The sequence below is a fragment of the Streptomyces sp. E-08 genome, from assembly GCF_049913095.1.
GTDB lineage: Bacteria > Actinomycetota > Actinomycetes > Streptomycetales > Streptomycetaceae > Streptomyces.
The window spans coordinates 8248267-8261069 of sequence record NZ_CP183971.1; the positions used below are offsets into that span (position 1 = coordinate 8248267).

Consider the following 12803-nt stretch of genomic DNA (forward strand, 5'->3'; position numbering starts at 1 on the left):
CATGCGTGTACTGATCGTGGAGGACGAGCCCTATCTGGCCGAGGCCGTCCGGGACGGCCTGCGTCTGGAGGCGATCGCCGCCGACATCGCCGGTGACGGCGACTCCGCCCTGGAGATGCTCGGCGTCCACTCCTACGACCTCGCGGTCCTCGACCGGGACATCCCCGGCCCCTCCGGCGACGAGGTCGCCCGGCGCATCGTCGCCTCCGGCAGCGGCATCCCGATCCTCATGCTCACCGCCGCCGACCGGATCGACGACAAGGCCTCCGGGTTCGAGCTCGGCGCGGACGACTACCTCACCAAACCCTTCGACCTGCGGGAGCTCGTCCTGCGGCTGAGGGCGCTCGACCGCAGGCGCGCGTACGCCCGGCCCCCGGTCCGGGAGATCGCCGGCCTTCGACTCGACCCCTTCCGCCGGGAGGTCCACCGCGACGGCCGCCCTGTCGCGCTCACCCGCAAACAGTTCGCCGTGCTCGACGTCCTGACCGCCGCCGAGGGCGGGGTCGTCAGCGCCGAGGAGCTCCTCGAACGGGCCTGGGACGAGAACGCCGACCCCCTCACCAACGCCGTGCGCATCACCGTCTCCGCCCTGCGCAAACGGCTCGGCGAGCCGTGGGTCATCAGCACGGTGCCCGGCGTCGGCTACCGGATCGACACCGGCCGTACGCATGGATAGGCGTCCCGGGCTCAGTGCCCGGCTGCGGCTCACCCTCAGCTACGCCGGATTCCTCGCCGTCGCCGGTGCCCTCCTGCTGGCCGTGGTGTGGGGGTTCCTGCTGCGATACGTCCCCGACAACGAGCGGGGCCTTCTCGGGATCTCGCCCAACCGCTATCTGCTCGTGCACACCTTCGCCCCCGCCGCGGCGGTGGCGATGGCCTTCCTGCTCGTGTTCGGCCTCGTCGGGGGTTGGATCCTCGCCGGCCGGATGCTCGCACCGCTCACCCGGATCACGGCCGCGGCGCGGACGGCCGGGAAGGGGTCGCTGTCCCACCGCATCCGCATGACGGGCCGCCGGGACGAGTTCCGCGAACTGTCCGACGCGTTCGACTCGATGCTCGAAGAGCTGGAGTCCCACGTCGAGGAGCAGCGGCGGTTCGCCGCGAACGCCTCGCACGAACTGCGCACCCCGCTCGCCGTCTCGCGCACCCTCCTCGACGTCGCACGCAAGGACCCCACGCGGGACCGGGGCGAACTCGTCGAACGGCTGTACGTCGTGAACACGCGCGCGATCGACCTCACCGAAGCCCTCCTCGTCCTCAGCCGCAGCGACCGCGCGCACCTCCACCGCGAGACCGTCGACCTCTCCCTCACCGCGGAGGAAGCCGCCGAAACCCTGCTGCCCCTCGCCGAGCAGCGCGGGATCACGCTCGACGTCACGGGCGGGGAGGCCCGGACGAGCGGCTCGGCGGAGCTCCTGCTCCGGATGGTGACGAACCTCGTCCAGAACGCCCTCGTCCACAACCTCCCCGCCGGCGGCACCGTGACGGTCCACACCGGGACGGAGGGCGACACGAGCGTCCTGGGGGTCGAGAACACGGGTCGTCCGCTCCCGCCGGAACTGGTCCCGACCCTCACCGAACCGTTCCGGCGCGGAACGGAACGCGTCCGCACCGAGGAGCACGGGGGCGTCGGCCTGGGCCTCGCCATCGTGCACAGCGTCGTCCGCGCCCACGACGGGACCCTCGACCTCGCGCCCCGCCCCGACGGCGGTCTCCTCGTCACGGTCCGGCTCCCCGGCACCCGGTAGGGATCACGGTCCCGCCGTCCTCACCGGCCTGCGCAGCAGGTACACCGCTGCCGAGGTGACCAGGACCAGCATGACGCCGGTGAACACCAGGCCCGCCTGCTCCAGGCCGAGCGGTCCGGCCAGGAGGCCGACCCCGGTGACCGGGATCGAGATTCCGGTGTACGCGACGACGAACAGCGTCGAGATCACCGCCGCACGCTGCTCCACCGGGGCGGCCGCGGCGACGGCGGACATCGCCGCGCGGAAGGAGAGCCCCTGGCCGACCCCGCCGACGACGGCGGCGAGGACGACGAGCGCGAGGACCTCCACGGACAGCGCGCCCGCCAGGAAGGCCAGGCCGGCGAAGAGCACCACGCAGCCCAGCGGCAGGGACCGGGACACCCCGAAGCGGCCGACGGCCAGCTGTCCGGCGGTGGAGGCGAAGAAGGCGAGCGCGACGATCAGCCCGCTCACGGCATGGTTGTCGACGTGCAGGAAGCGGGCCAGGAAGGCGGGGCTGACCGAGGTGAACACCCCGAACAGGGCGAACCCCGCGAAGGAGGCGATGGCCGCCGGCACGAACACCGGGCGGACCTCCGCGGGCAGCGCCGGCCGTTGCGGCCGTACGGCGGTCAGCGGACGCGGGTCCCGCACGGTCTCCGGCAGCCGCAGGAGGACGACGGCGGACACGGCCACCAGGGCGAGGTGCACGGCGAACGGGAGCAGCAGCGGCTCGGGGGCGTACTCCGCGAGCAGCCCGGCGAGCAGCGGCCCGCAGCCGAGGCCGCCCATGTTGGCCGCGGTCGCCACGAGCGTCGCCCGGGACTGGCCGCCGGGCGGCGCGAGGTCCATGACGTACGCGGTGGCGGCCCCGGTGAACAGGCCGGCCGACAGGCCCGAGAGCAGCCGGCCCGCGTACAGCCATCCCAGCGCGTCGGCGGACAGGAAGCAGACCGCGCTCGCCGCCGCGAAGCCGAGCCCCCACAGCAGCGTGGGCCGTCTCCCGACGGTGTCGGAGGCGTTCCCCGCCAGGAGCAGGACGCCGATGACTCCGAAGGCGTACACGGCGTACACGACGGTCACCGTCAGCTCGGAGAACCCGAACTTCTCCTGGTAGAGGGGGTAGAGCGGGGTCGGCAGCGTGGTGCCGGTCATCCCCACGACGAACACGGCGCCGGCCAGCAGGCACCGGAGCCACCCTTGACGATCACCAACCATGCAGCCGACCGTAACCCCGCCGTCCGCGCCCGCCCGGCAACGCGACGCCCGCGAGCGGGTGACCGCCGTGGCACGGACGTCCGACCGCCGTGGACCAGGACGGAGCGGCCGGCGGCGCCGGCCCGGGGCAGACTGTGCGCATGGACGGATGGACCCGCTCGGGCAGCGAACCCTGGCCCGCACCCTACGGACGCCTGCGCGTGGAGACCGACGACCTCGGGCCCGCGCACTGGCTCACCGAACGCCACCCCGGGCACGGGGACTTCGGCACCGTCGCCGGTGTCGCCGCGCCCGGATTCCCGGCGTACGCGCGCGTGCTGCATCCCGCGGAGCTCGACGAGCGACCGGTCCGCTGGGACACGGTGGCCGCGGCCCGGGGTGGGCGGATCGAGGCGCTGACGGACTGGTACGAGGTGATCGGCGCGGAGCGGTACTACCAGAACGCGGAGGAGTACGGCCTGCCGGGCGTGTGGGACGAGCATCCCGCCGAAGGGCCCACGCCCGAAGGCGTCGCCCGCGCCCTGATCCCCGTCCTCGCGCGGCACACGGCCACGCCGGAGAGCTGCTGCTACGGAGTGTGGGACGGGTACGGCCGGTGGAACTGGGAGGGCATCCCCACCTTCTTCACCCCGGGCCGGGACGAGGTCCTGTTGTACGGAACCCTGGCCGACGCCGTGTCGCCCGTGCTCCTGGACCCGTTCCTCGAACTCCCCGACCTGTGGTGGCCTCGGGACCGGGCCTGGTGCGTGGGCGGTGACGTCGACCTCGTGAGCACGTACGTCTGCGGATCCGAGGAACTGATCGCCGACCTGCTCGCCGCGCCCGGCCTGGAGGTCCACCGGGTCACGGCGACCGACCGCGTCGGCTGAGGCGGACACCCCCGTCCCGCGTGCGGGGGCGCGGGGCTCAGTCCACGTCGTCGGCGCGCAGCGTGAGGTCGAGAAGGCCGGGGAAGCGGGCGTCGAACTCCTCCCGGCGAAGCCGGTTGAGCCGCTTCGGCCCCTGGTCGCGCTGCTCGACGAGGCCCGCGCCGCGCAGCACGGTGAAGTGGTGGCTCTTGGCCGCCCTGCCGACGGGCACGTCGAAGTTGCTGCAGCTGAGCGTCCAGTCGGGCTGGGCGGCCAGTTCGCGGACCAGCTGGATGCGCACGGGGTCCGCGAGCGCGGAGAGCGCGGTGAGGAGGGCGACGTCGTCGGGGTGCGTGTGCACCGGCGCCGCGCGGTGCCCCGCGCTCCCAGCCTGCTCCGCCATGCCGCTCACTCCTTCGTCGTGGCTCATGCGCTTGCCCAATGTCCGATGGTCATCATACAGTGCGAGTGTTCGCCTCCCGTTGAACACTCTGTCTCGGCTCCGTCCGAGCACTCCTCGAAGGATGGTTCGTCCATGCGCGCGATCGAGTTCCACGAGTACGGCGGCCCCGAGGTCCTGCGACTCGTCGAGGCCGCGGCACCTCAGCCGGGACCGGGCCAGGTGGCCATCGACGTCGCCTGGGCCGGAGTGAACTTCGCCGACGTCAAGGCGCGCGCGGAGGGCTACCGGGTCGACGCCCTGCCCTACCGCCCCGGCCTGGAGGTCTCCGGCCACGTCCGGGCCCTCGGCGAGGGAGTCGAGGGACTCGAAGTCGGCCAGGAGGTCGCCGCCCTCGTCGGCGGGGGCGCGTACGCCGAGGTGGTGGTCGCCCGGGCCGAGACCGTCTTCCCGCTTCCCGAGGGACTCGATCTGAGGACCGCGGCGACCCTTCCCACCGTCCTGCCGACCGCCCACGCCCTCATCCACGAGGTCGGCCGGCTCCGCGCGGGAGAGAGCGTGCTGGTGCACGGCGCGGCGGGAGGCATCGGCACCGCCGTCGGCCAACTGGCCCGGGCGGCGGGCGCCGGGGCGGTGTACGGAGTCGCCTCCACCGAGGCGAAGGCCGCGTACGCCCTGAAGTACGGCTACGACGAGATCTTCCGCCCCGACACCTTCGACGAGGACGTCCGGCGGGTCACCGGGGGCAGGGGAGTCGACCTCGTCCTCGACCCGGTGGGCGGCGACACGCTGCGCCGCGGCCTGGGCGCCCTGGCAGCCTTCGGGCGCCTCGTCTCCTTCGGCAACGCCGGCGGGGACGCGCCGTGGCAGGTCGGCCAGCCCGAACTGTACGGCCAGGCCCACTCCGTCGCGGGCTTCTCCGTCCTGAGCCTCGCCCAGACGGCACCCGCCGCCGCGCGTGCCCTCACCGAGCGCGCCCTGCGCGCGGTGTCCGAGGGGGCGGTGACCCTCCCCGTCACCGCCGAGTTCTCCCTGGCCGAAGCGGTCGAGGCGCACCGGCTCCTGGGCGGGCGCACCTCCACGGGCAAGCTCCTGCTGCGCGTGAAGGACTGAGATCGGCGGGGGAACTACCGGCGGCCGGTGCGCGGCGCGACGGCCTCCAGGTCGGCGACGCTGCCCGACATGATCGTCCGTACGTGCGCGGTGATGTGCTCCAGGGGCCAGTCCCACCAGGCCACCGCGAGCAGCCGGGCGACGTCCCCGTCGTCGTAGCGGGTACGGATGAGGCGCGCCGGGTTCCCGCCGACGATGCCGTAGTCGGGGACGTCGTAGGTGACCACGGCACCGGAGCCGATGATCGCGCCGTGACCGATCCGCACACCGGGCATGACCGTCGTGCCGTGCCCGAACCAGACGTCGTTCCCGACGACGGTGTCCCCGCGGTTCGGCAGGCCGGTGAGCAGGTCGAAGTGCTCCGACCACGAGCCGCCCATGGTGGGGAAGGGGAAGGTCGAGGGCCCGTCCATACGGTGGTTGGCGCCGTTCATGAGGAACCGCACTCCGGTGCCGAGCGCGCAGAACCTGCCGATGACCAGCTTCTCCGGCCCATAGTGGTAGAGCACGTTCCGCGTCTCGAACGCGGTCGCGTGCTCGGGATCGTCGTAGTACGAGAACTCCCCGACCTCGATCAGCGGTGACGTCACGAGGGGGCGGAGCAGCACCACCCGAGGGTGCTCGGGCATCGGGTGGAGGACGGTGGGATCGGCGGGTACGGGCATGGTCGATTCCTCGCTGACGGGGGCGGTGACCGGTCCATGATCGCGGGATCACGGCTTCGGCGACACCGGTTTCCCGCGCCTCTCGCTCGTCACAGCTGGTGGGTCCACGCGATGACCAGGACGACGCCCGCCGCGAGCAGGACCGGCAGAGCGCACACGGGACCCGCCCCCACCCTGCGGCCCCACGTCCAGCCCGCGAGCCGGGAGTGCAGACGGTTCAGGAGCCACAGGGCGCCCAGACCGGCGGCCGCGAGCGCCAGGCCGATCAGGAAGTGCGCGGCCCATGCCCCGGCCATGCTCGGGCCGCCCCAGGAATGGTCGTACGGGCCGTGATCGACGACGGGGTAGAGCACGCCGCGCAGGACGAAGAGGACCTCGACCCCCACGGGCACGAGGGCGAGCAGGCCGAGCGGTACGGACATCAGCGCGTGTGCCGAGAGTCTCCACGCGCCGGGGCGCCGGGCCGATGAGAGAGCGGCCGAATCCTGCTCGTCGACCCGGGCCCACCAGGCGCGCGCCAGGTCCGAGCGCCCGGCCGCCACCAGGGCCGGCGTGAGCAGCGCGGCGGGCAGCAGCGAGGCCGCGTACCCGATCCTCCTGGCGGATCGTGCGGACGTGGCGCGCGAAGCGGGCCGCTCGGTGCGGGTACCCCGCGAACCGAGAGATGACATGACCGGTCCCCGTTCTCGTGGTCGTCGGCTCCTGCCGACGCCCGGAGGTTAGGGGAGGGTCGCCGTCGGCCACGTCACACCACGGTGCCGGGCCGGCCTCGTACCCGGGTAGGGGGTCGGAGGCGCGCGGTCGCCGGTCAGTCCTGCCGGCGGAGGTCCAGCATGCAGAAGACCTTGTCGTAGCGGCGTTCGCCGACGGCGACGAAGTCGGGCAGGCGGCCGTACTCGGTGAAGCCGAGCGACCGGTAGAGGCGCAGCGCGTGGTCGTTGTCGCCACGGGCGTCCAGGGTCAGCACCTCGATCCCCGCCGTGCGGGCGTCCGCGATCAGAGCGGCGGTCAGTGCCCTGCCGACACCGAGCCCCTGGGCCGCCGGGTCCACCGCGACCTTCTCGAGGTCGGCGTGGGGGCGATGGGTCGGGCGGGCGTAGCGGAGCCAGTACCCCAGACCGACGAGCCGGCGGTCGCGATACGCGACGCGCAGCGCGCCGTCCCCGGCCCGTACGGCGGAGACGACGTGACCGAGAAGCTCCGCCACCTCGTCCCGCGAGGGCGGCTCGACCCAGCCGAGCGGGGCCCCGCCACGGACCAGGCCCGCCAGGATCCGGTGGGCCGCGTCCGCGCATCCCGCCCACAGGGCCGGATCGGAGGTCAGCTCCCTCGCGTCGAGGAGCACGGGCTGAACGGTCGCTTCGTGGGGGATCGCCGGCGTCATGATCGCCAGCCTAGCCACCGCGGACACCGGGCCGTTCCCGCGTCCCCGGTCGGCCGCTACGTCTGCGGCGCGTCCGCGACGGCGTCCGCGTCCGCCGAGTGCGCGTCGGTGCCCGCAGTCAGCCAGGAGCCGACCGCCGGGAGGGCGTCGGGTCCGCTGTCGCCCTCGACCGAGGTGACGAGGTCGGCGATGGTCATCGCGTCGAGGGAGGCCCTCCACGCGGCCTCCGCGGCTCCCATGGCCCGCGCGATCGGGCACGGTCTCGTGCACTTCTCCGGTGGGGTCGCCAGGGGTCCACGCTGCCGGATCTCCGTGCAGACGAACGCCGGATCGGGGCCGTCGACGGCCCGCACCACGTCGAGCAGGGTGATCTCGCCGGCCTCCCTGGTCAGAACGTATCCGCCGGTCTTGCCCTGCACGGAGCGCACGAGGCCGGCCCGGGACAGCGCCTGCATCTGCTTGGCCAGGTAGCTCGGCGACACGTCGTGCAGCTGCGCGAGGCGGGCCGCGGGGACCGGTCGGGTCGCCGCCGTCAGCACCACACAGCAGTGCAGCGCCCACTCCACGCCACCGGACAGTTTCATGCGATCGCCCCGCCTCCGTTTGACCCGGACACAGGATATCCGAGTATTATCTCGGACATCGGGTATCCGAGTTTGCGTCCCGGGGTCCTGACCGACCCGCGAAGGAAGGCACACCATGAAGATCACCGTCATCGGAGGCACCGGCCTCATCGGCTCCCAGCTCGTCGCCACGCTGCGCGACGCCGGCCACGACGTGGTTCCGGCCTCACTGTCCTCGGGGGTGGACCTGCTCACCGGCACAGGCCTCGCGGAGGCGCTCCACGGCGCGGAGACGGTCGTCAACGTGACCAACTCCCCGACCTTCGACGAGCACTCCCTCGACTTCTTCCGCACGACCGTGAGCGGTCTGCTCCGCGCGGGGGAGGAGGCCGGGGTGCGCCACCAGGTCGCCCTCTCGATCGTCGGGGTCGACCAGGTCCCCGACCTGGACTACTACCGCGCGAAGGTGCTCCAGGAGGACCTGCTGCGTGACGGGCCGACGCCGTACTCGATCGTCCGCGCCACCCAGTTCTTCGAGTTCATGGACGCCGTGCTCTCCTGGACAGCGGTCGACGGCGTCGTCCGCCTGCCCGCCACCCCGCTCCGGCCGATCGCCTCCTCGGACGTGGTCCGGGCCCTCGCGGACGTCGCGACCGCGGCGCCGCTCGACGGCACGCTCGACGTCACCGGACCCGACGTCCTCGCCCTCGACGAGATCGGCCGGATCACGCTGGCCGCGCGCGACGACGGCCGCCGCGTCGTCACCGACGACGGGGCGGGCATGTTCGCCACCGTCCGCGGCGACGTCCTCGTCGGCGGCCCCGACGCCCGCCGGGGCCCCACCCACTACCGGGACTGGCTGAACGCCACCCGGGCCGGCGAACCGGCGCAGGGGCTCCCCGGTCAGGCCTGACGGTGCCTGCGGTGGGGGCGGCGCGCTCGGACGAGGGCGTCGAGACCGCCCACGGCGGCACGGAGGTGCGCCGATTCGCGCGGTGTCGTCCCACCCGAACACCACCAGGACAGCTGCCCGTCGGCCTCGTACACGTGCATGCCGAGGTTGTGTTCCCCGCACAACGGCCACGCCCGCCACAGGAGTTCGGACACCGTCTCCTGTGCGGCGTCGGCGACGGCCGCCAGGGCGCCGAGCGCGTCGCCGGACGGGTCCGGTTCCAGGAAGTTGCCCTGCCACTCGCCGTTGGCCATGCCGACGTAGACGTTCTCGCCCTCGTCCCCGTCGTCCGCGGGAAGTCCCAGCAGCCGCAGGGGTTCCTCGTCCGGCAGGGTCGCCGCGAGATCCCGGTTGACGAGGGCGAGGGCCCGGTCCCAGAGCGGGTACTCGCCCGCCGGTATCCGACGGGGCGCGGGCGTATCGAAGAAGGCACACATGGGCACCATCCTGCCGTGCGGGGCACGGTGCCCGGGCGGCGGCCCGGTCCGGGACCGGTTCCGGCAGGCGCCGGTTCCGGTCCCGGACCGGCCGGGTCACTCGCCGGAGTCGACGGTCGGCCGCCGCAGCTGCACCTCGGCGCCCGTCTGCTTGAAGGACTCCGCGGACACCGGGACGAGCACCGCGTCGCGGTGGAAGTCCCGCAGGTTCGTCGAACCGCAGCTGATCATCGTCGAGGTGAGCTTCGCCCGGGTCCGCTCGACGTTGTCGTACAGGCTGCCCGCGTAGGGCACGTAGCCGTCGACGCCCTCCTCGAAGACCATCTGGCCGCGCTGGCCGTAACGGGCCTCGTTCTGCGCGCGCCGCGAGCCCTCGCCCCAGTACTCCTTGTACCACTGACCGCCGATCTGCAGCTTCCGCGACGGGCTCTCGTCCAGGCGGGCGAAGTAGCGGCCGAGCATGATGAAGTCCGCCCCCATCGCCAGCGCCATCGCCATGTGCGAGTCGTTCAGCAGACCGCCGTCGCAGCACAACGGCACGTACACCCCGGTCTCCTGGGCGTAGGCGTCGCGCGCCTCGACCACGTCGAGCAGGGCGGAGGCCTGCCCGCGGCCGATGCCCTTCTGCGCCCGGGTGGTGCAGATGGCCCCGCCGCCGATGCCGACCTTCACGAACGCCGCACCCGCGTCGGCCAGATACCGGAACGCCCGTCCGTCGACGACGTTCCCGGCGCCCACGGGGACGGCGTCCCCGTACGTCTCCCGGGCGAACTCGACGGTCCTCGCCTGGTACACGGAGTACCCGTCGGAGGAGTCCAGGCACAGCACGTCCGCTCCGGCCTCGACCAGGGCGGGAATGCGGTCCTTGAAGTCACGGGAGTTGATGCCCGCGCCGACGCGCAGACGCTTCTCGCCGTCCACGGTCGCCCGGTGGTACGTCTTGTGCGCCTGGTAGTCCCGCTTCAGGACGAGGGAGACCACCCGACTGTCGTCCCCGAGCACGGGAAGAACGTCCAGATGGTGCTTCCAGATCAGCTCGTTCGCCTCGGACAGGGAGACCGAGGCCGGCGCGGTGACCAGACCGTCACGGCCCCGCATCCGGTTGCCGGCGGTCTCATGGGCACCGTGGCGCTCCAGATGGAAGTCGTCGAGGCTGATGATCCCGAGGAACTCGCCCTCCGCCTCCCCGTCACGCGTGACCACGGCCACGCCCTGCTCGGTGCCGGCCAGCAGCCGGGAGACCTCGCCGAGGGGCGTCGTCGGCGCCACGGTGACGTCGCTGGTGCGGAAGCCGGCCTTGTGCCGCTTCACCGCCAGCACGTCCGCGGCCTGGTCCTCGATCCGCTGGTTCTGGTGGATGAACGAAAGACCGCCGACCTGCGCCAGCGCCACCGCGAGCGCCGGTGACGACACCGCCTGCATGATCGCGCTCACCATGGGGGTGGCGACCCGGATTCCCGGCTCCTCGCCGACCCGGTGACGCACGAGCGGCGCCCCGAGGTCCGTGTTCTCCGGTGTGCAGTCTTCTGTGGTCAGGCCGGGGATGAGGAGGTACTCACTCAGCGTACGAGAGATCTCGGGAAGGATTTTCACATTGTCTCCAGCAAGGAGCCTGCGCGCCGGTCGGCAACGGAACGGCGGGGCTCGTACGGGCACTGCGGATCGATGCCGGCCGGGGGCGCACAGGACGGAAGGGGCGCTCCGGAAGCAGCGGAGCGGGCGCGCCCGGCAGGGCAGTGCTCACACGCGCGGCCGGGTCGGCAGCGAGGACACGACAGACCCGAATCCGGCGTTGCTGCACAGGCGTTGACTTCCATGACGCCATACGTGATCTTAGCGCACGGCCTGTCGGCGCCCGTCGGCGACCGTCAGCAGCCCGGCCGGTCAGCCACCGCCCGGACCGGAGCGCGCCGGGCGAGGAGCAGGCTCCTCGGCGAACTCTTCACCGACCCGAAGCGGCGGGCGCGGGCCATCGGCGTCTTCGCCGCGGCCTTCGCGGCCGGATTCGCGATCGGACCGGTCGTCGGCGGCGTCCTGCTCGAACGCTTCTGGTGGGGCTCGGTGTTCCTGGTCAACCTCCCCGTCATCGCCGTGTTCCTGTCCGTCGCACCCGTCCTGCTCCGCGAAGTGCGCGCGACCCGCCCCGGACGCGTCGACGTCGTCAGCGTGGTGACGTCGGCGAGCGGTCTGCTGCTGGCGATCTACGGGCTCAAGCACGCCGCGGCCGACGGGGCGACGGCTTCGGCGGTGCTCGCCGGACTGGCCGGGGTCGCCGTACTGACCTGGTTCGGAGTCCGTCAACGGCGTCTGGAACACCCGCTGATCGACTTCTCGCTCTTCCGCGAACGGGTCTTCACGATCGCGGTGATCACCGGACTGCTGCCCCTGGCCGCGTGGTCGGCCGTCGCCTACCTGGCCGGTGTCTACCTGCAATCGGTCCTCGGCCTTCCCGTGCTGCGTGCCGCGCTGCTCGCGCTGCCGGGAGCGGTCGTCCTGACGGTGACCTGCGTCGTCACACCGTCCCTGGTGGACCGCGTCGGCACACGCACGGCGCTGCTCGTCTGCCACTTCTCGATCGCGACGGGACTGCTGCTGCTCCTGCCCGCCGCCGCCACCGGCGGCACCGGCTGGTACGTCGCGTCCACGGCGAGCGCCGGCATCGGCTACGGCATCTCCTTCGCCGTCGTCGCCGACACCGCCGTGGGAGCGGTGCCGCCCGAGCGGGCGGGCTCGGCCGGCGCGATCGCCGAGACCAGCAACGAGATCGGCAACGCCCTCGGCATCGCCCTGCTCGGCTCGCTCGCGGCCGTCCTCTTCCGCCTCCAGGGCCCCGACCTCGCCCCGACACTGGACGAGACCCTGCGCGTCCCCGGCCTGGCGGACGCGGCGGCGTCCGCTGCGAGGTCCGCCTTCGTCACGGGCCTGCGCGTGGCCGCGGCGACGGCCGCCGTGCTGCACGTCGCCCTCGGTCTGTTCACCCTCCGGCGGCTCCCCCGGGACTCCGGATCCCGGGACTCCGGATCCCGGGACTCCGGATCCCGGGACTCCGGTCCCCGGGGGACCGGCTCTCATCCGCGGACGAAGACCGCCACGTCGTAGCGTTCGACCACCGGCCGGGGTCCGTCCCGCGCCTCGTCGCGGGCCGCGGCCTCCATGCGCACGAGCCCCTCGTGGAACTCCTCGGCCGTGAGGTGGGTGAACTTCGACTGCGGCCGGGTGACCAGCCGCGCGTGGTACGCGCCGAGGCTCGCCGTCACCGGGGTGGCGAAGGACCCGACCCCCTCCAGGACGAACCCGGCGGAGGAGACGCCCGTCCCGGCGCCGACCTCGATGACGGAGGGCGCGGGGCGAGGCGCGGACGAGGCGAAGAGCTCCACCCAGGCCCGCAGGGACTCCTCGGGCATCCCGTTGCCCGACTCGTAGGCCCCGGCCAGTCGTTCGTCGTCGTGGACACGGCTCGTGGAACCGACCCTCACCCACGAGCCACGCCCGGACA

15 protein-coding genes are annotated in these 12803 nt (G+C 73.0%); 6 read left to right on the forward strand and 9 right to left on the reverse strand.

All coding sequences use genetic code 11. From position 1 onward, the window contains the following. Nucleotide 1 precedes the first annotated feature (1 nt). Complete coding sequence (locus ACN9MM_RS37725; RefSeq protein WP_426368321.1) at nucleotides 2-676, forward strand: response regulator transcription factor; 675 nt, start codon at nucleotides 2-4, stop codon at nucleotides 674-676. After that, nucleotides 669-1748, forward strand: a complete 1080-nt coding sequence (locus ACN9MM_RS37730) for a sensor histidine kinase (RefSeq protein WP_426368322.1) — start codon at nucleotides 669-671, stop codon at nucleotides 1746-1748. Before ACN9MM_RS37725 ends, ACN9MM_RS37730 begins: the two co-directional genes overlap by 8 nt. 3 nt (nucleotides 1749-1751) lie before the next feature. Here the strand turns inward: ACN9MM_RS37730 and ACN9MM_RS37735 are convergent, their stop codons facing one another. After that, entirely contained in the window at nucleotides 1752-2945 is a 1194-nt protein-coding gene (locus ACN9MM_RS37735; RefSeq protein WP_426368323.1) for an MFS transporter, read from the reverse strand. A gap of 140 nt (nucleotides 2946-3085) precedes the next feature. Between ACN9MM_RS37735 and ACN9MM_RS37740 the strand changes: the two genes are divergently transcribed. Next, the gene (locus ACN9MM_RS37740) at nucleotides 3086-3814 is read left to right on the forward strand and encodes a hypothetical protein (protein WP_426368324.1); all 729 of its coding nucleotides are present in this window, start codon (nucleotides 3086-3088) and stop codon (nucleotides 3812-3814) included. Nucleotides 3815-3851: 37 nt separating this feature from the next. Here ACN9MM_RS37740 and ACN9MM_RS37745 read toward each other — a convergent pair whose 3' ends face one another. Then, nucleotides 3852-4196, reverse strand: coding sequence for an ArsR/SmtB family transcription factor (locus tag ACN9MM_RS37745; RefSeq protein WP_383667403.1), 345 nt, complete (start codon nucleotides 4194-4196; stop codon nucleotides 3852-3854). Nucleotides 4197-4328: 132 nt separating this feature from the next. Here ACN9MM_RS37745 and ACN9MM_RS37750 point away from each other — a divergent pair, with 132 nt between their 5' ends. Then, on the forward strand, nucleotides 4329-5306 hold the full coding sequence (locus ACN9MM_RS37750) for a quinone oxidoreductase family protein (protein WP_426368325.1): 978 nt from the start codon (nucleotides 4329-4331) through the stop codon (nucleotides 5304-5306). A 14-nt stretch (nucleotides 5307-5320) separates the two neighbouring features. On the opposite strand, the gene ACN9MM_RS37755 is transcribed toward ACN9MM_RS37750, so the two are convergent. The 4 genes from ACN9MM_RS37755 to ACN9MM_RS37770 form a co-directional block, all read right to left on the reverse strand. Further along, the gene (locus ACN9MM_RS37755) at nucleotides 5321-5971 is read right to left on the reverse strand and encodes a CatB-related O-acetyltransferase (protein WP_426368326.1); all 651 of its coding nucleotides are present in this window, start codon (nucleotides 5969-5971) and stop codon (nucleotides 5321-5323) included. An 89-nt stretch (nucleotides 5972-6060) separates the two neighbouring features. Next, complete coding sequence (locus ACN9MM_RS37760; protein ID WP_426368327.1) at nucleotides 6061-6642, reverse strand: hypothetical protein; 582 nt, start codon at nucleotides 6640-6642, stop codon at nucleotides 6061-6063. Nucleotides 6643-6779: 137 nt separating this feature from the next. Next, nucleotides 6780-7355, reverse strand: a complete 576-nt coding sequence (locus tag ACN9MM_RS37765; RefSeq protein WP_426368328.1) for a GNAT family N-acetyltransferase — start codon at nucleotides 7353-7355, stop codon at nucleotides 6780-6782. Nucleotides 7356-7411: 56 nt separating this feature from the next. After that, nucleotides 7412-7939 (reverse strand): RrF2 family transcriptional regulator, encoded by a 528-nt coding sequence (locus ACN9MM_RS37770; protein ID WP_426368329.1) that lies wholly within the window; start codon nucleotides 7937-7939, stop codon nucleotides 7412-7414. Between the two features lie 115 nt (nucleotides 7940-8054). On the opposite strand from ACN9MM_RS37770, the gene ACN9MM_RS37775 reads away from it, so the two are divergent. After that, nucleotides 8055-8831, forward strand: a complete 777-nt coding sequence (locus ACN9MM_RS37775; protein WP_426368330.1) for an SDR family oxidoreductase — start codon at nucleotides 8055-8057, stop codon at nucleotides 8829-8831. On the opposite strand, the gene ACN9MM_RS37780 is transcribed toward ACN9MM_RS37775, so the two are convergent. Both ACN9MM_RS37780 and ACN9MM_RS37785 read right to left on the reverse strand, forming a co-directional pair. Beyond that, nucleotides 8822-9307, reverse strand: a complete 486-nt coding sequence (locus ACN9MM_RS37780; RefSeq protein ID WP_426368331.1) for a hypothetical protein — start codon at nucleotides 9305-9307, stop codon at nucleotides 8822-8824. The genes ACN9MM_RS37775 and ACN9MM_RS37780 overlap by 10 nt on opposite strands. Before the next feature lie 96 nt (nucleotides 9308-9403). Beyond that, nucleotides 9404-10900, reverse strand: a complete 1497-nt coding sequence (locus tag ACN9MM_RS37785) for an IMP dehydrogenase (protein WP_426368332.1) — start codon at nucleotides 10898-10900, stop codon at nucleotides 9404-9406. Between the two features lie 234 nt (nucleotides 10901-11134). Between ACN9MM_RS37785 and ACN9MM_RS37790 the strand changes: the two genes are divergently transcribed. Then, nucleotides 11135-12406, forward strand: coding sequence for an MFS transporter (locus tag ACN9MM_RS37790; protein WP_426368333.1), 1272 nt, complete (start codon nucleotides 11135-11137; stop codon nucleotides 12404-12406). On the opposite strand, the gene ACN9MM_RS37795 is transcribed toward ACN9MM_RS37790, so the two are convergent. Further along, nucleotides 12376-12783: a hypothetical protein gene (locus ACN9MM_RS37795; RefSeq protein WP_426368334.1), complete on the reverse strand. Its 408-nt coding sequence runs from the start codon at nucleotides 12781-12783 to the stop codon at nucleotides 12376-12378. The two genes, ACN9MM_RS37790 and ACN9MM_RS37795, sit on opposite strands and share 31 nt — an antisense overlap. Between the last annotated feature and the right edge of the window lie 20 nt (nucleotides 12784-12803).